Below are 17888 nucleotides of genomic sequence, written 5' to 3' on the forward strand. Positions count from 1 at the left end.
TCTGAAAACTTCTATTTTAGCTTATTCGATTTTTAAGTGGTTCCAGCTGTTGATTGGAGTGCAAGACGAAGACTCCTGCGGGAAAAGCGAGACAGGTGAGACCCCGCAGGAGCAAAGCGACGAGGAGGCTCACCGGCCGCCCGCGGAAAGCGAAGTCTTGCACGGAAATCAACAGCGGTATTTTTAGCACCTAACAAAAAACGTTAAGGGGATGTCAAATATGGCAAATCAAATTGATAAATTGATTAAAGGTGGAAGCTTTTTAATTGAAGATGTGAGTTTTGATCAAGTATTCACACCAGAGGAATACTCTGATGAACAAAAAATGATCGCGAAGACAACAGAAGATTACGTGTTGAATGAAGTCGTTCCGGTGATTGAGAACCTGGAAAATCATGAGTTCGATCATTCCGTACGCTTATTGAAAGAAGCAGGCGAGCTTGGTCTTCTAGGTGCGGATGTACCTGAAGAATATGGTGGGTTAGGTCTTGATAAAGTGAGCTCAGCGTTAATCGCTGAAAAAATGTCCCGTGCCGGCGGTTTCTCCATCTCACACGGTGCGCACGTTGGAATCGGTTCCCTTCCAATCGTTCTTTTCGGTAACGAAGAGCAAAAGCAAAAATACCTTCCAGCGCTTGCTACTGGTGAAAAACTTGCTGCTTATGCATTGACAGAGCCTGGTTCAGGATCTGATGCACTTGGTGCGAAAACGACTGCCAAACTGAACGAAGCGGGTACTCACTACATTTTGAATGGTGAGAAGCAATGGATCACAAACTCCGCGTTCGCAGATGTATTCGTCGTGTATGCAAAAATCGACGGCGAGCACTTCTCCGCTTTCATCGTTGAGAAAGATTATCCAGGCGTATCCACAGGTCCTGAAGAAAAGAAAATGGGAATCAAGAGTTCTTCCACAAGAACATTGATCCTTGAAGATGCTGAAATCCCTGCTGAAAACTTGCTTGGCCAGGCTGGAAAAGGTCATATCATCGCCTTCAACATCCTGAACATCGGCCGTTACAAGCTTGGAGTAGGTGCTGTAGGTGCAAGTAAGCGTGCGTTTGAAGTAACTGCTCAATACACAAATCAGCGCCAGCAGTTCAAGACGCCGATTTCTTCCTTCAACCTGACAAAAGAAAAACTGGCGACAATGGCAGCGAAATTATATGCAGCTGAAAGCTCCGTATACCGTACTGTAGGGTTATTCGAAGATCGCATGAGCAATCTTACTGACGAAGAAGTAAAGAACGGAACAGAAGTAGCGAAGTCCATTGCTGAATACGCAATCGAGTGTTCATTGAATAAATTCTTCGCAACGGAAGTACTTGATTACGTGGTCGACGAAGGCGTTCAGCTTCACGGCGGATACGGCTTCATGCAGGAGTATGAAATCGAAAGAATGTACCGCGACTCCCGTATCAACCGAATTTTTGAAGGAACAAATGAAATCAACCGCCTACTTGTACCGGGTACGTACCTGCGTAAAGCAATGAAGGGCGAGCTTCCACTTCTTCAAAAAGCTCAGGCGCTTCAAGAAGAATTGATGATGCTCATGCCTGAAGAAGTTGGCGACGAGCCATTGGCACAAGAGAAATACTTGGTTAAAAACGCGAAGAAAATCGGCTTGATGCTTGCTGGATTAGCGGCTCAGAAGTTCGGTAAAGCACTGGATAAAGAGCAAGAGATCCTTGTGAACATTGCTGATATCGTGTCAAATGCATACGCAATGGAATCAGTTGTCCTTCGTACAGAAAAAGCGCTTGATAAAGTCGGTGCTGAAAAAGCGAAGCAAAAGCTTCTATACACTCAAATTTTCTGTCAAGAAGCGTTCAATGAAATCGAAGCACATGCTAAAGAAACACTTGTGGCAACAGAACAGGGTGACACACTGCGCATGATGCTTTCAGCACTTCGCAAATTCACTCGCCACACGCCGATCAACGTGATCGCAGTGAAACGTGAAGCTTCTGAGAAATTGGTTGACGCTGAGAAGTATGTCGTTTGATAAATGATAGGGTTGTAAGGCTGTAAGGGGAACGGACCTCCGGTTAGTGGGGGTCTGTTTTTTTGTTTCTAAAAGCAACTTTGGTTTCTATCTTTTAGGAAGGGTGTCAGTTCTGTCAGACGTTCCATCCATTTGATGAGGTAATCACCTAGTTCAAGGGAAAACTTGTTTCATCATTCAGTTAAGCAGTCATTTAACAAAAGAAAACATTCAATTTTGTCCATCAACCAGCCTATCAATTCACTCCTTCCAACGTTCGAATACCGGAGATGGCAGGTGGAGTGCGAACTACTAGCAGTGTGTTGACTCGTGAATATCGGGTTTTGCGCATGAAAATGGTTTTGCGCGCGAAAAATAGAATTTGCGCGCAATCATTTAGATTTGTGCGCGAGAATTTCGATTTACGCGCGATTTTCATGAGAAATGCGCGATTTTTTTCAACTATGCGTAATTAAACAAAAATATCCATTATCCGTCCCGCCCCTAAAAAAACCCTCCCCTTGACTTCCCTTTCCAAACCAATTATTATATGTTTAAACACTTAAACGTTTAAGTGTTTAAACTAACTAAAATAAAGGTGGTACAACATATATGAACAACAAAACCGTTCTCATCACTGGAGCATCAAGCGGTATCGGGCTCCATTTCAGCCATAAATTCGCACAGGCAGGACATGACGTCGTACTGGTGGCAAGAAGTAAGGATAAGCTTCAAGCGCTGGCAACTGAATTAGAAGGTGAATATAACGTCAAAGCTCATGTGGTCCCGGCGGATTTAGCAAAGGCGGGTGCCTCTAAATCACTATACGAGGAAGTGACAGCGAAAGGGATCGGGGTCGATATCCTGATAAACAATGCCGGTTTCGGGTTATTCGGTGAGTTTGAACAGACGGAGCTTCAGAAAGAAGTAGATATGATCCAAGTGAATGTCACAGCCTTGACGGAGCTTAGTAAGTATTTCGGCAAGGACATGGTGAAGCGGAAAACAGGGCAAATCTTGAATGTTGCTTCCACTGCCGCATTCCAACCGGGTCCGTTAATGGCTGTCTATTATGCAACAAAAGCATATGTCCTTTCATTATCAGAAGCCCTTGCCAACGAGTGGGGTGAGCATGGGGTAAGTGTGATGGCCTTATGTCCCGGAGCGACCAAGACAGGATTCAGTGACGCAGCGGAACTCGAGCAGTCCAAGCTGTTCCAATCAGGCGTCATGTCTGTCGAGGATGTGGTGGACGAGGCGTTCAAAAGCATGATGGAAAAGAAGAAGGTTGTCATCGTCCCTGGAATGAAGAATCGACTTCTAGCCGGTTCCATCCGATTCATGCCGCGTAAGATGGTCACCAATATTGTCCGCAAAGTACAAGAACGGATATAATAGTAGCTGAATGAGTTAGAAGGGAGAACACTATGGGGCAAAAAGCCATTGAAACATTTCGTGCTTGTACTCCTCTTTTTCAAGCATTGGCAGATCCTTATCGTCAGGACATCATCGTCCTTCTTGCTGAAAAAGAACCGCTCACGGTCAATCAGATCACGGAGCACCTTACACTATCTAGGCCGGCCGTTTCCCATCACCTGAAGATATTGAGGGACCAAGAACTCGTATCGCTAGAGCAGAAAGGGACGCAGCGCTTTTATTCATTAGAACTTGACCAGGCGACGGACCTCTTGAAACAATTGGTGAATACCATTGAAAATCATTGTGAATAAAGCGTCTGGAAAAGAAGGAAAATAACGAAGGCTGTCGAATGTAGACTTATAGATGCAGTAAGATAGAAGGGGAGCGGCGACTTCAGTTTCCGATTCCCTTTTATTCTTGTTATCATTCATATCTTATTAGATGATGCTGCTTTCATGAGTGGTGCAATGCGGGGCGTCGAGTCTGGTTCATAGAGAACTGCTCCACCCAATGCAAAGCCCCTATCAGCCGATCATCTCTAATCATAACGAAAGGTGGTTGTAACATGTCATTGACTTTTTATTCTTATCCTAAATGCGGGACTTGCCGAAAAGCTAAGAAGTGGCTAGAAGATCACAACGCAGATTTCAATGAAGTACATATCGGGGAGAACCCTCCATCCAAGGAAGAATTGAAGCGTCTGTATGAAGCGAGCGGACTGCCGCTTAAGAAGTTTTTCAATACGAGCGGGAAGAAATATCGCGAACTTGGCTTGAAGGATAAAGTGAATACGGCATCCGATGAAGAGCTGCTTGAGATCTTATCGTCCGACGGTATGCTCATCAAGCGGCCGATCACGACGGATGGATCGAACGTGACCGTCGGATTCAAGGAAGAGACGTTTGACGAAACCTGGGGATAAGCGCTAGTTGAGCTCGGATTCCAGATCGTTTGGAAGGTCCTGTAAACGCTCTAAAAAGTTTTGAAGGAAACGCTTAGTTTTCTTGCTTTTTTATTGAAAAGTGTGTCAATATTAGGTTGTATACATACCGAGTATTTGGAGGGATTTGAAATGAGTACACCGAAAGAGCTTCGCTATTCTGAAGAACATGAATGGGTCAAAACAGAAGGGGAAAAAGTACGTATTGGAATCACGGCATTTGCGCAATCTGAACTTGGTGATATTGTATTCGTTGAACTACCTGAAGTAGGGGACGAAGTAACGGCAAGTGAGCCATTTGGAAGCGTTGAATCCGTAAAGACGGTTTCTGAACTTTATGCACCTGTATCCGGTAAGGTTGTAGAAGTGAACGAAGAGCTTACAGACAGCCCTGAATTCGTAAACGAATCTCCATACGAAAAAGCTTGGATGATCGTAATCGAACCAACTGATGCTGGCGAAGTTGACAAGCTGATGACTGCTGAGCAGTATGATGAAATGATTAACGAAGGATAATGATTGTAAAAACACCTTGAGAATATTCTTGAGGTGTTTTGTTGTTTTTGGGGTATCCTAAATGGCAGAACCATTCAAAGGAAGGATGACCAACATGACACTTGAACCAAAGAAACTGGATGTCACAGAGCGTGTGACAGGTAAGTTGAAAAACGGGGAGCTGGAGTTATACCTCGATAACCAGCCAATCGGCAGGATGACTGTGCCCCTTGAAGGAATCTCCATGGAACCTAATTTTGAAGCAAATGAAAATAAAATTTACCAGCACTACACGTCGACGGAAGGATCCGAAGCGCGATATACGGACTGTGACGAAGGCGGCTGGTGTTAATTCACGTGTTAAAAAGGGTGCCATCGATCTGGCACCCTTTTGTCTATTCCTGACAGTCAAAGAGAAGAAGTATACGGGATGAAATACGGAATCATGAAGGAACATCCACAATGATGGAGACAGGACCTTTCTCTTTCTATTTTCGTAAAAAAATGAGAAGATATAGGCAAGTAGTGGACATCATCTCTATATAATTGAATATACTATCCTAATCTTATTTTCGAAAGATAAGGTGATGACAATGTATGAAATTGGTGATGAAAAGGTAATTATTGTTGAAGGTACAACGGATAAACGGAAAGTCGAAGGGATCATCAAAGAACCAATCGAAATCATCTGTACGAATGGAACCATCAGCATTACAAAGATGGACGAACTGATTGATTCACTGGAACAAAGGGATGTTTATATACTGGTGGATGCCGATCATGCAGGTGAGAAGCTTCGGAAACAGTTCAAACGGGAATTTCCAGAGGCTGAGCACTTATATATCGACCGGATGTATAAGGAAGTGGCGTCTGCACCGGAATATCACCTGGCCTCGGTTCTGATCGGTGCCAATATCGATGTGCACACGGAATACTTGGAAAAAAGGATGAGTTAACGTTGAATGAGGTAAGTAGTGCAAGAGAGCTAGTTGATTCAATCAATAGCCATGAACATACAGCTGTATATCTTTATACCCCAATGTGTGGGACATGCCAGGTGGCGGGAAAGATGATTGAAGTCGTTCAAAGGTTACCCCAGACCTTCCATTTCGAAAAAGTGAATTTGAATTACTTACCAGAGTTTGCGGAAAGTCAGGAAATCGAAAGTGTACCATGTTTATTGCTCTATAAAAACGCAGAGGAGCTGGAAAGGGTATATGCCTTCCAGTCGGTTCCTTATTTATACGAATTGCTGAAAAAAACAGAGGCCTTTAGCGAATAATAACGGGTTCAGTTTTGGAGTACAAACATTGAAAAAGTAATAAAAAGGGAGTACCAATTCGCATATGAATTGGCACTCTTCTTTTTGTTGGTATTAAAGGGTTTATAGTAATATAACACGCCAATTCACAACGTAATTCGCACCCTAATTCACAACAGTCTGATGGCTAACATACTCCTGCGAATTGGCGTGTTAAAACGTATGCTAATACGCGTGTGGAATAGCGGGAAAAAAATACCTATTTGCGTCTCGTTGTTGCCGAAAAAACAATATGCAATAAAAAAAACAGAAAAGACCGATTAAGAAATCGGTCTTTTCATTCTATATTGCCTTATTCAATTAAAGCCCCCTTTAATGGAACAAAGTTCTTCAGTTTAATGATACCTAAACCAAACGATCCAGCCTTTTTCCTTATCTTTTGCTACGAATAGCTGTCCTTGACTAGCACTTGCTCCTTTTGCTTGAGGAAAGTCTAAACGCACTAACCAAGACTTATTGGTAACTTTCTCACCACAAAAATTCTTTGCCATACCTAAGTAATTTTCTTCCTCTTCATTCCCGCCCACTTTTGAAAAAGGAATTGCAGAAAGAACCCTCCATTCTTTGTAGATGTCGGGATAGTCTCCTACCTCATATGTTTGAGGTATTAGCGTTCTTAATGAATTAATAACTTCTTCTTTATCCTTATGTGATACTTCTTTTAGTTGCTTCACTTCTGGGCACTCTTTTGGCTGTGCATATACCAATCCGTTAATTGAAGAATAAATAATTGTGAGAATAATTATACTAATTATCTTCTTCATTAATATCACCTCATTTTAGCTTCCTATAAAACAAGGTGATTTATTCCGTTAACTTGTTCCTTTACTTTAACGAAGGGCGGAGGCTGCTGCTTGTTTAGCAAACGCCCCTATAATCGATTAATAACGAACCTTCCTACATTGTAAAATGCTCTCTTTTTTAGAGATGTTTTCTTCAATAGATACCTTGTAAATTCTAACACCTTCTTCAGGTGTATCGGTTAAAGTAATATGTACTCGATCATATAGAATATCTCCGTGATGGGCACTATAATTTAAAGCAGTTGCACGAACGATATGTCTTCTTTTATCGCCATTAATTCTTTCAATAACAACTCTTGGACACATAATAAAATCTGAATACATTTTATCTAAATATGGATAGTATCTGGAATACAAAGTTTCTTCAAGTAATTCTTCCTTACCTGCTCCATCAATTTTTTGGTTCTTATTAGCTATTACATTTGTATACAAAGAAAATTGAGCGGTAATCATCAGAATTATTATTAACCTCTTCAAATTTTTTCACCTCAAGTGATAATGTTTGAAGGTATTTTCTCCAGTATTTCTAACCAAATACATATTCAATTAAACTGCCCTTTAATTGAATAATTCCTTTATCTATATATTAACATAAAATCCCATAAAACCTTTGGAAAACCCTATATGAAATAAAAAACGCACAGTAAACCAATCACTGTGCGTTTTTTAATGTGAATTTAGTGAGAATTATATAGTTAATCGGGTAACGAAAAGTGTTGCCATTTTACATTTTGTACTCCAAAACCGAACCCGTTAAGCGAATAAGGGTCTTTTTTTATTGCAATTCCCTAGGATGTTCATCGGGAATTCCAAATATAAGGTGATAAACTTTCTACAAACAAGGACATATTTCTCGGGAAATGAAAGCAGAAAAAAGTCGATATTTATCTTCTGGAAACCGATTACCATATCATTCGACATAAGTCTGAATCTGTCTCGAAATAATGTCGATAGAGAATAAAAGGATAAAATACCTATAAGTGGAATTTAGTATATATAGAAGATTCGGGGAGGGTATTTTATGAAAATGTTATTCGAGAAATTCATTGAGCGGTGCCACACAAAGTACCATCTGCAGTCGTTATTTCCGTCCGAACCTTTCATTCTTCAGGTCGTGTGTAACGGGGAGACCTACACGATTTCCCTTTCAGTCAATGGATGCATGATCGAGAACGTAGATTGCCTAGCTCAGCCCGAATTCATCATAGAAGGATCCGAGGAGGAAATCACCAGTCTTGTCAGGGGAGAGGATCTCTTATCGAGGAAGATTGACTCTGGACAGTTGTCAGTTAAGGGAGGCTATCGCCCATTATTATTTGTCGAGTCGGTGCTATGGCTGACAAGGCAGGCAACGAAGGAACCAGTGGAATTATAACAAAACTTTTTCAAAAAAGTAATTGACACTCCATATCTGCGGTGATAGAATCACATCTGTAGCAAATTTTCTGAGATTTTTAAATCATAAATTAAATAGATGACTTACTCTTATTAAGAGAGGTGGAGGGACGTGCCCTATGAAGCCCGGCAACCGTCAATGCAAATTGAAATGGTGCCAATTCACTCAAAGCGTATGCTTTGAAAGATAAGAGGAAGGATAGTCTTCCGATTATGCCTTTCTGCTTATCTGCGGAAAGGCTTTTTTGTATTTTCGGGAAATGTTCTTCCCCTTCAGGAAAGAGCGAAGTCAATCTTTAATCCTCATTAAAACGATCGTTTTACTACACAGAGAAAGAAGGTGGCTGACAACATGATAACGATCTCAGATGTAAAGAAAATCTATCAATCAAAGCGAGGTCCGATTGCCGCCGTTGATGGGGTAGATCTTACCATCAAGGAACGCGAAATTTTCGGGGTCATCGGCTATAGTGGTGCAGGGAAGAGTACGTTGATCCGGATGCTGAACGGACTGGAAGTTCCCACGGAAGGAACCGTCGACGTGAATGGACAGCTTGTTTCAAGCATCAAAGGTAAGAAGCTGCGCGAAGCACGACAATCAATCGGCATGATCTTTCAGCATTTCAATCTGCTCTGGTCACGGACCGTCCTTGAAAATATCCAATTCCCCCTGGAAATAGTGGGGGTTCCGAAGAAAGAAAGGATGAGAAAAGCGAATGAACTGCTTTCCCTTGTAGGACTGGAGGGAAGGGGGGATTCCTATCCTTCACAATTGAGCGGTGGACAAAAGCAGCGCGTCGGCATTGCGCGTGCACTCGCCAATGATCCGAGTGTGCTTCTCTGTGACGAGGCTACGTCTGCGCTCGACCCGCAAACAACGGATTCGATCCTGGATTTGCTGGTTGATATCAATAAACGCCTCGGCCTCACAATCGTCCTGATCACGCATGAAATGCATGTCATCCAGAAAATTTGTCACCGGGTGGCAGTGATGGAAGAGGGTAAAGTCGCCGAGCTGGGGGATGTTCTTGAAGTGTTCCGCAATCCTCAGCAACAGGTCACAAAGCGATTCGTCAAAGAGGTATCGCAGGAACACGATTCAGAAGAAGCGATGGAGGCACTCCTAAACGATTATCCGACAGGCAAGGTACTGAAGTTTACGTTCGTTGGGGAATCGACGGGGCACCCGTTGATTACGTCACTGATCAGGAAGTTCGACCTTGAAGTGAACATCCTGCAAGGACAGATATCACAAACACAAAAAGGTGCATACGGCACGCTGTTCGTTCATTTAGACGGTGAGGAAACCGTGATCCGTGAGGCCCTCCAGTATGCAGAAAGTCAGCGTGTGAAGGTGGAGGTGATGGAAGATGATCGAAACGCTATTTCCTAATGTCGATTGGGCAAAGCTGTGGGAAGCCACATTGGAAACCCTTTACATGACAGGCATGTCGGTTGCAATCACGTTCGTGTTAGGGATCATTCTTGGAATCATTTTATTTTTGACGTCAAAAGAGAATCTATGGGAAAGCAAGCTCACTTATACAGTGACAAGCTCCGTTGTGAACGTGTTCAGATCCATTCCATTCATCATCCTGATTGTCTTGTTGATCCCATTCACCAAGTTTCTGCTCGATACCATCCGCGGGGCGAACGCAGCGTTACCGGCATTGATCATCGGAGCAGCGCCTTTTTATGCAAGGATGGTCGAGATTGCCTTGAGGGAAGTCAATAAAGGTGTCATCGAAGCAGCAAAGGCTATGGGGGCGAAAACGAGTACAATCATCCTGAAAGTACTCCTGCCTGAATCAATGCCGGCATTGATATCGGGAATAACGGTCACCGCAATTGCACTTGTCGGCTATACCGCAATGGCGGGAGTGATCGGTGCAGGAGGCCTTGGGAACCTGGCATATCTGGATGGTTTCCAGCGGAGCCGGGAAGATGTGACGCTGGCAGCGACCATCATGATCCTCGTGGTCGTCTTCCTGATTCAGTTCATAGGTGATTTCTTTACAAAAAAATTGGACAAACGATAAAAGGAGAGAACAACATGAAAAAATGGTTAGTAGGAGCAGTAGCAGCAGCAAGTATTTTCGGATTGGCCGCTTGTGGAAACGATTCAGGAGCGGGAAGCGATGAAAAGGAATTGGTTGTCGGTGCATCGAATGTACCTCACGCTGAAATCCTTGAACAAGTGAAACCGATCCTTGAAGAAAAGGGGATCGACTTAAAGATTGAAACGTATCAAGATTATATCCTTCCAAACAAGGATCTGGATAACGGCGACATCGATGCGAACTATTTCCAAACGATTCCTTATATGGACCTTCAAATGAAGGAAAATGAGTATGATTTCGTCAATGCGGGCGGCATCCATATCGAGCCGATCGGTGTTTATTCCAAGAAATATAAATCCCTTGAGGATCTTCCGGAAGGTGCGACCATCTTGATGAGTAACTCTGTTTCCGACCATGGCCGTATCCTCAGCCTATTGGAGAAGAAAGGCCTCATCACGTTGAAAGATGGTGTCAAAAATACACAGGCACAGATTGAAGATATTAAAGAAAATCCAAGAAACCTGAAGTTTGACTATGAGTATGAAGCGGGCATGCTTCCACAAATGTATGAAAATGAAGAAGGGGACGCTGTGGTGATCAACTCCAACTATGCGATTGATGCCGGGCTGAAACCTCTTGAAGATTCAATCGCAATCGAAGATACTGATTCTCCTTACGTGAATGTAATCACGGTCAATAAAGGTGATGAAAACAAAGAAGAAGTGAAAGAACTGGTGAAAGCTTTACGTTCAAAGGAAATCCAGGACTTCATCAATGAAGAATGGGACGGAGCAGTGGTTCCTGTTTCAGAATAATCGTAAACGAAGAAACCCGATGCTGCAATCGGGTTTCTTTTGCGTTTAAATTCCGGACATAAACCATTGCCTATTGGCTCATACTATTTTCGATGAATCTAAATCGAAAATGGAGTTGAACAGGATGCAAATGGAACCAAGAAACATGACCGAAGCGGCACTTCATGATTATAAGATGGGTCTGGGGATTTTCACCGAGAAAATGCCTGAACTTGCACAACACTATAATACATTCACAGAGCACTGTTTCAGGGAAGGAGTCCTTTCTAAAAAAGATAAACAGCTCATCGCCCTTGGAATCAGTCTCTATTCCCAAGATGAATATTGCATCATCTACCATACAAAAGGGTGCCTGGATGAAGGATGCTCGGAACAGGAAATCCTCGAAGCCATCGGTGTAACCGCGGCATTCGGCGGAGGGGCAGCCATGAGCCAGGCCGTCACACTGGTCCAGCAATCGGTACAGGAACTCAGTCAACTGAAGCAATAAAGTGAAAACGGAAGGGGCATGTCACGCCCCTTCCGTTTTTCAGTTCATTTCAGGGAGGTTCACGATCGCCCGCGGGTAGCAGAGTGTGAATGAACCATCAAATCTTTATACAATTCTTTGGATAATTACTAACTTACCTATTATTTGCAAGTATAATGCCGGAATTTTGTGAAAACTTAACATTACCCCTCTGCGGAAATCTTCTGCCATCTTTTTTTCATTAAAAATGAAGGAATTCAGGTTTTGTCACCTGAACGAGGGGGTAGTATAGTTATAAATGAAATGAAAAAATGGAAAGGAATGATTCATTATCGACTCTCTTGAGGGTTTGACGTACACAAGTGAAATGGAAAAAGCGATGCATAGTGCCCATGGAATCGGATACGAGGTGTACAAACGAAAGCATGACGTAAGGATGCAAGTAGAAAAACAAAGAGAGCAGGATTATAAAGAAAGCCGAAGAATGATTGCGGCACTTGATAGGAAAGTGCATGCTAATATATAATAAGGGTAAAGAGAAACCAGTGTTGACGAAACACTGGTTTTTTTCATGAACAGGACAAATGGACAAGCAATTTCTTCCTATTTATATAGCCGGAAGCAAGGATTGGCTCCTACAATGGAGGACACTACATTTTTCTCCTGATTTCAGCAAACAATAGAGGGGTATTTACATGTCAGGAACGCATGGAAGCTGGTTCTGAAAAAGTTGATAATACCTTTTATTTGTTATAAGATTGTAATGATAATAAATTGAGAATGATCAAAGGAAGCTATTCCTACATTCATTTTATAAAGTCACGGAGGTATATACACATGGCAGGTTCTACGTTAACGATTAAAGATCTTCATGTTGAGATTGAAGGAAAGGAAATCCTGAAAGGGGTTAACCTTGAGATTAAAGGTGGAGAAATCCACGCAGTAATGGGACCAAATGGTACAGGTAAATCAACTTTATCTTCTGCAATCATGGGTCACCCGAAGTATGAAGTAACAAAAGGAAGCATCACGTTCGACGGTGAAGACGTACTTGAAATGGAAGTGGATGAGCGTGCACGCGTTGGTCTATTCCTTGCAATGCAGTACCCAAGTGAGATCAGCGGTGTGACAAATGCAGACTTCTTGCGTTCAGCAATCAACAGCCGTCGCGAAGAAGGCGATGAGATTTCACTGATGAAGTTCATCCGTAAGATGGATTCTGAAATGGAATACCTTGAAATGGATCCGGATATGGCACAGCGTTACCTGAATGAAGGTTTCTCTGGCGGTGAGAAGAAACGTAATGAGATCCTACAGTTGATGATGCTTCAACCGAAGATCGCCATCCTTGATGAAATCGATTCAGGTCTGGATATCGATGCTCTTAAGGTTGTATCAAAAGGAATCAACAAGATGCGCGGAGAAGATTTCGGTTGCTTGATCATCACTCACTACCAACGCCTTCTTAACTACATCACTCCTGACCACGTTCACGTAATGATGCAAGGTCGTGTCGTGAAATCAGGCGGTGCGGAACTCGCTCAGCGTCTTGAGGCGGAAGGTTACGATTGGATCAAGGAAGAGCTCGGAATCAAAGACGAAACTGTTGGCCAAGAAGCGTAAGTGTTAGGGGGATAATAATGACTGTAGAAACGAAACTATCAGTAGATCAGGACTATGTCAGCTCCTACTCAAAGCAGCTTGGAGAGCCAGAATGGTTAACAACCCTTCGGACGGATGCCTTCAATAAAATGAAGGATCTTAGCCTTCCGGTTGCAGATAAGACGAAAATCACGAACTGGAATTTCACTTCTTTCAAGAAGCATTCCGTGGAAAGTGATTCGTTCTCATCATTGAATGAGCTGCCAGAAGAAGCAAAAGCACTAGTTGACTTAGAAAGCAAAGATCAAAGCTTATATATCCAAAGAAACAATACACCTGCTTTTCTTTCATTATCCAATGAATTAAAGGAAAAGGGTGTCATTTTCACAGATATCTTCACAGCGGCAAAAGAACACAGCGAACTTGTTCAAAAGTATTTCATGACAGAAGGCGTGAAAACGGATGAGCACAAGCTGACTGCCCTTCATGCAGCGTTGATGAACGGTGGGGCGTTCCTTTACATTCCGAAGAATGTTGAGCTTGCTGATCCGATTCAAGCAGTGTATGTTCACGACAACGCTGACGTGGCGATGTTCAACCACGTGTTGGTTGTAGCAGAAGACAACAGCTCTGTGACATATGTTGAAAACTATATTTCTACGACGGACGTTGAGGACGGCGTATACAATATCGTGACTGAAGTGGTTGCGAACAACAATGCAAAAGTGGCTTACGGTGCTGTAGATAACCTTGCAAGCGGCTTGACGACTTACGTGAACCGCCGCGGTGTTGCAGCAAGGGACGCGCGCATTGAATGGGCGCTTGGCCTTATGAATGATGGAGACACTGTTTCTGAAAACGTAACGAACCTGATGGGTGACGGTTCTTATGGTGACACAAAAACGGTTGTCGTCGGCAGAGGCAAGCAGAAGCAAAACTTCACGACAAAGGTTGTTCACTACGGTAAAAACTCCGAAGGTTACATCCTTAAGCACGGCGTCATGAAGGACGAAGCTTCTTCCATCTTCAACGGAATCGGTAAAATCGAGCATGGTGCATCCAAATCGAATGCAGAACAGGAATCTCGCGTATTGATGCTGAGCGAAAAAGCTCGCGGAGATGCGAACCCGATCCTTCTGATCGATGAAGATGATGTAACGGCAGGTCACGCAGCGTCAGTCGGACGCGTCGATCCGCTACAACTTTACTACTTGATGAGCCGCGGAATTCCTCAAAAGGAAGCGGAACGTCTTGTTATCCATGGTTTCCTTGCTCCAGTGGTAAACCAACTTCCGATCGAAGGAGTTAAGAAGCAGCTTGTCGAGGTAATTGAAAGGAAAGTAAACTAATGGATGTAAAAGAGATTCGTAAACATTTTCCGATTCTCGATCAGAAAGTAAACGGCCATCCACTCGTTTATTTAGATAGTGCAGCAACATCACAAAAGCCAGTGCAAGTGATCGAAGCAATCAACGATTACTATCGCGGCTATAATTCCAATGTTCACCGCGGGGTGCATACCCTTGGGACAAGGGCGACGGATGGATATGAAGGAGCCCGTGAAAAGGTCCGTAAATTCATCAACGCTTCGTCCACTCAAGAAATCATCTTCACACGCGGGACGACGACGGCAATCAATACAGTGGCGGCAAGCTATGGTCGTGCCAATTTGAGTGAAGGCGACGAAATCGTCATCACTCATATGGAGCACCACAGCAACATCATTCCTTGGCAGCAACTTGCCAAGGAAACGGGAGCCGTCTTGAAATATGTCCCACTGCAAGAAGACGGGACGATCACACTCGAAGATGTGAAAGAAACCGTTACAGACCAAACGAAGATCGTTTCCATCATGATGGTATCGAACGTACTCGGTACGATGAATCCGATCAAGGAAATCACGAAGATCGCTCATGATCATGGCGCTGTCATGGTCGTGGACGGGGCGCAGGCTGCACCCCATATGAAGATTGACGTCGAGGATCTTGACTGTGACTTCTTCGCTTTCTCTGGTCATAAAATGGTCGGTCCTACCGGGATTGGTGTTCTTTATGGGAAGAAAAAGCATCTGAAGAAGATGGAGCCGATTGAGTTCGGTGGAGAAATGATCGACTTTGTCGGGCTTCAGGAATCGACCTGGAAAGAGCTTCCTTGGAAGTTCGAAGGCGGCACGCCAATCATCGCGGGTGCGATCGGTCTGGGTGCAGCAATCGATTTCCTCGAAGAAATCGGCTTGGATAAGATCGAGGCATATGAGCATAAGCTTGCTGCCTATGCACTCGATAAGATGAGTGAAGTCGAGGGCATGACGATTTACGGTCCGAAAGATCCAGGTCAACGTGCCGGGCTCGTCACTTTTAATATCGATGATGTCCATCCTCATGATGTGGCGACCGTACTCGATGCAGAAGGAATCGCGGTCCGTGCCGGTCACCACTGTGCACAGCCGCTGATGAAATGGCTGGATGTTTCGGCAACTGCACGTGCCAGCTTCTACCTGTACAATACAGAGGAAGATATTGATAAACTTGTTGAAGGCCTAGTGAAGACAAAGGAGTTTTTCAGCGATGTCTTTTAATAACTTAGATCAGCTGTACCGTCAGGTCATTATGGATCACTACAAAAACCCACGTAACAAAGGGTCTTTGGAAGATGGAAGCTTTACGATCGATATGAATAATCCGACCTGTGGCGACCGCATCCACCTTACATTGAAAGTGGAAGACGGTGTCGTTCAGGATGCCAAGTTCGATGGCGAAGGATGTTCGATCTCGATGGCATCAGCATCCATGATGACACAAATTGTAAAAGGTAAAGAAATCGATGAAGCGCTAAAGCTTTCGAAGATTTTTTCTGATATGATGCAAGGAAACGAATACGATGAAGATGTGGATTTAGGAGATATTGAAGCACTTCAGGGAGTCGCGAAATTCCCTGCCCGCATTAAATGTGCGACGTTGGCGTGGAAAGCGATGGAAAAAGGAGTGAAAGGGGAAGAGCAGGAAGAATAAGCTCTTCTCCCGACTCTATCAAAGAATGGAGGAATCAACATGGCAAAGAAGATGCCTGAGATCGGGGATTATAAATACGGATTTAGTGATAAAGACGTATCGATTTTCCGTTCAAAACGTGGTTTAACACGTGAGATCGTAGAAGAAATCTCACGTATGAAGGAAGAGCCTCAATGGATGCTTGATTTCCGTTTGAAGTCACTTGACCATTTTTATAATATGTCAATGCCTCAATGGGGTGGAGACTTACAAGAACTGAACTTCGATGATATTACGTACTACGTAAAGCCATCCGAGAAGTCAGAGCGCAGCTGGGATGAAGTACCTGAAGAAATCAAGCAGACGTTTGATAAATTGGGTATTCCTGAAGCTGAGCAAAAATATCTTGCCGGGGTATCGGCTCAGTACGAGTCCGAGGTTGTTTACCACAACATGCAGGAAGACCTTGAGAACATGGGAATTGTCTTCAAGGATACGGATTCCGCCCTTAAGGAAAACGAAGACATCTTCCGTGAACACTGGGCAAAGGTCATCCCACCGACGGATAACAAATTTGCTGCACTGAACTCAGCGGTATGGTCTGGCGGATCGTTCATCTATGTCCCTAAAGGTGTGAAGGTGGATACGCCACTTCAAGCGTACTTCCGTATCAACTCCGAAAACATGGGTCAATTCGAGCGTACATTGATCATCGTTGACGAAGGCGCAAGCGTACACTATGTAGAAGGTTGTACGGCACCTGTCTACACAACGAATTCCCTTCACTCGGCGGTTGTTGAAATCATCATCAAGAAAGACGCGTACTGCCGTTACACGACGATTCAAAACTGGGCGAACAATGTATTCAACCTGGTAACGAAGCGTGCGGTGTGTGAAGCGAACGCTACAATGGAATGGGTAGACGGAAACATCGGATCTAAATTGACGATGAAATATCCGGCTGTCATCCTTAAAGGAGAAGGCGCGCGCGGTATGACACTTTCCATCGCACTTGCAGGTAAGGGTCAGCACCAGGATGCAGGAGCCAAGATGATTCACTTGGCACCGAACACGTCTTCAACGATCGTGTCGAAGTCGATTTCCAAGCACGGCGGTAAAGTAACGTACCGTGGAATCGTCCACTTCGGACGCAAAGCGGAAGGTGCACGCTCAAACATCGAGTGTGATACGCTGATCATGGATAATCAGTCCACTTCCGATACGATTCCTTACAACGAAATCCTGAACGATAACATCTCGCTTGAGCACGAAGCGAAAGTATCGAAGGTATCAGAGGAACAATTATTCTATCTGATGAGCCGCGGAATTTCAGAGGAAGAAGCAACAGAAATGATCGTAATGGGCTTCATCGAGCCATTCACGAAAGAACTTCCTATGGAATACGCAGTTGAAATGAACCGCCTGATCAAGTTCGAAATGGAAGGTTCGATTGGATAATCAATAAAGATATTTAACCCCTTTAGCCGCGCTGGTCTGCGGTTAGAGGGGTTTGTTTTATTTGATGTAGGGGGAGTGGAGAGGGAATCGAATAATGTCGATTTTTCGGTAGGTCGCACATAGATCGTGGATTTCGC

20 protein-coding genes and 1 riboswitch are annotated in these 17888 nt (G+C 43.7%); of the genes, 18 read left to right on the forward strand and 2 right to left on the reverse strand.

The genetic code is table 11. From position 1 onward, the window contains the following. The first annotated feature begins 220 nt into the window (after positions 1 to 220). From LCM10_RS10980 to LCM10_RS11015, 8 genes are all read left to right on the forward strand, one after another. On the forward strand, positions 221 to 2005 hold the full coding sequence (locus LCM10_RS10980) for an acyl-CoA dehydrogenase family protein (protein WP_224876304.1): 1785 nt from the start codon (positions 221 to 223) through the stop codon (positions 2003 to 2005). Positions 2006 to 2596: 591 nt separating this feature from the next. After that, positions 2597 to 3379 (forward strand): SDR family NAD(P)-dependent oxidoreductase, encoded by a 783-nt coding sequence (locus tag LCM10_RS10985; protein ID WP_224876305.1) that lies wholly within the window; start codon positions 2597 to 2599, stop codon positions 3377 to 3379. Between the two features lie 32 nt (positions 3380 to 3411). Continuing rightward, the gene (locus LCM10_RS10990) at positions 3412 to 3714 is read left to right on the forward strand and encodes an ArsR/SmtB family transcription factor (RefSeq protein WP_224876306.1); all 303 of its coding nucleotides are present in this window, start codon (positions 3412 to 3414) and stop codon (positions 3712 to 3714) included. 254 nt (positions 3715 to 3968) lie between these two features. Continuing rightward, positions 3969 to 4325: an arsenate reductase family protein gene (locus LCM10_RS10995; protein WP_224876307.1), complete on the forward strand. Its 357-nt coding sequence runs from the start codon at positions 3969 to 3971 to the stop codon at positions 4323 to 4325. A gap of 150 nt (positions 4326 to 4475) precedes the next feature. Further along, positions 4476 to 4859, forward strand: coding sequence for a glycine cleavage system protein GcvH (gene gcvH, locus LCM10_RS11000; protein ID WP_224876308.1), 384 nt, complete (start codon positions 4476 to 4478; stop codon positions 4857 to 4859). 61 nt (positions 4860 to 4920) lie between these two features. After that, positions 4921 to 5190: a YusG family protein gene (locus LCM10_RS11005; protein WP_224876309.1), complete on the forward strand. Its 270-nt coding sequence runs from the start codon at positions 4921 to 4923 to the stop codon at positions 5188 to 5190. A gap of 241 nt (positions 5191 to 5431) precedes the next feature. Then, positions 5432 to 5794, forward strand: coding sequence for a toprim domain-containing protein (locus LCM10_RS11010; protein WP_224876310.1), 363 nt, complete (start codon positions 5432 to 5434; stop codon positions 5792 to 5794). Between the two features lie 2 nt (positions 5795 to 5796). Beyond that, positions 5797 to 6120, forward strand: a complete 324-nt coding sequence (locus tag LCM10_RS11015; RefSeq protein ID WP_224876311.1) for a thioredoxin family protein — start codon at positions 5797 to 5799, stop codon at positions 6118 to 6120. A gap of 374 nt (positions 6121 to 6494) precedes the next feature. Here LCM10_RS11015 and LCM10_RS11020 read toward each other — a convergent pair whose 3' ends face one another. Then, complete coding sequence (locus LCM10_RS11020; RefSeq protein ID WP_224876312.1) at positions 6495 to 6923, reverse strand: hypothetical protein; 429 nt, start codon at positions 6921 to 6923, stop codon at positions 6495 to 6497. A 117-nt stretch (positions 6924 to 7040) separates the two neighbouring features. After that, complete coding sequence (locus LCM10_RS11025; protein ID WP_224876313.1) at positions 7041 to 7439, reverse strand: hypothetical protein; 399 nt, start codon at positions 7437 to 7439, stop codon at positions 7041 to 7043. Between the two features lie 544 nt (positions 7440 to 7983). Between LCM10_RS11025 and LCM10_RS11030 the strand changes: the two genes are divergently transcribed. The 10 genes from LCM10_RS11030 (at position 7984) to sufB (ending at position 17751) form a co-directional block, all read left to right on the forward strand. Further along, positions 7984 to 8337: a hypothetical protein gene (locus LCM10_RS11030; protein WP_224876314.1), complete on the forward strand. Its 354-nt coding sequence runs from the start codon at positions 7984 to 7986 to the stop codon at positions 8335 to 8337. A gap of 107 nt (positions 8338 to 8444) precedes the next feature. Continuing rightward, positions 8445 to 8551, forward strand: a riboswitch (SAM riboswitch). Positions 8552 to 8709: 158 nt separating this feature from the next. Then, positions 8710 to 9750, forward strand: a complete 1041-nt coding sequence (locus tag LCM10_RS11035) for a methionine ABC transporter ATP-binding protein (RefSeq protein ID WP_224876315.1) — start codon at positions 8710 to 8712, stop codon at positions 9748 to 9750. Further along, positions 9728 to 10396, forward strand: coding sequence for a methionine ABC transporter permease (locus tag LCM10_RS11040; protein WP_224876316.1), 669 nt, complete (start codon positions 9728 to 9730; stop codon positions 10394 to 10396). The genes LCM10_RS11035 and LCM10_RS11040 overlap by 23 nt, the downstream gene beginning before the upstream one ends. A gap of 14 nt (positions 10397 to 10410) precedes the next feature. Then, positions 10411 to 11232, forward strand: coding sequence for a MetQ/NlpA family ABC transporter substrate-binding protein (locus tag LCM10_RS11045; protein WP_224876317.1), 822 nt, complete (start codon positions 10411 to 10413; stop codon positions 11230 to 11232). Between the two features lie 124 nt (positions 11233 to 11356). Then, complete coding sequence (locus LCM10_RS11050; protein WP_224876318.1) at positions 11357 to 11722, forward strand: carboxymuconolactone decarboxylase family protein; 366 nt, start codon at positions 11357 to 11359, stop codon at positions 11720 to 11722. Between the two features lie 816 nt (positions 11723 to 12538). After that, on the forward strand, positions 12539 to 13324 hold the full coding sequence (gene sufC, locus LCM10_RS11055; RefSeq protein WP_032086502.1) for a Fe-S cluster assembly ATPase SufC: 786 nt from the start codon (positions 12539 to 12541) through the stop codon (positions 13322 to 13324). 17 nt (positions 13325 to 13341) lie between these two features. Further along, positions 13342 to 14652, forward strand: a complete 1311-nt coding sequence (sufD, locus tag LCM10_RS11060; protein WP_224876319.1) for a Fe-S cluster assembly protein SufD — start codon at positions 13342 to 13344, stop codon at positions 14650 to 14652. Then, on the forward strand, positions 14652 to 15881 hold the full coding sequence (locus LCM10_RS11065; protein WP_224876320.1) for a cysteine desulfurase: 1230 nt from the start codon (positions 14652 to 14654) through the stop codon (positions 15879 to 15881). The genes sufD and LCM10_RS11065 overlap by 1 nt, the downstream gene beginning before the upstream one ends. After that, positions 15871 to 16314, forward strand: a complete 444-nt coding sequence (gene sufU / locus LCM10_RS11070) for a Fe-S cluster assembly sulfur transfer protein SufU (RefSeq protein WP_175990448.1) — start codon at positions 15871 to 15873, stop codon at positions 16312 to 16314. Before LCM10_RS11065 ends, sufU begins: the two co-directional genes overlap by 11 nt. 39 nt (positions 16315 to 16353) lie before the next feature. Further along, positions 16354 to 17751 carry a Fe-S cluster assembly protein SufB gene (gene sufB / locus LCM10_RS11075; RefSeq protein WP_175990449.1) on the forward strand — a complete coding sequence of 466 codons (1398 nt, stop codon included), beginning with the start codon at positions 16354 to 16356 and terminating at the stop codon, positions 17749 to 17751. Positions 17752 to 17888 lie beyond the last annotated feature (137 nt).

This window comes from Rossellomorea aquimaris (assembly GCF_020171925.1).
GTDB lineage: Bacteria > Bacillota > Bacilli > Bacillales > Bacillaceae_B > Rossellomorea > Rossellomorea aquimaris_F.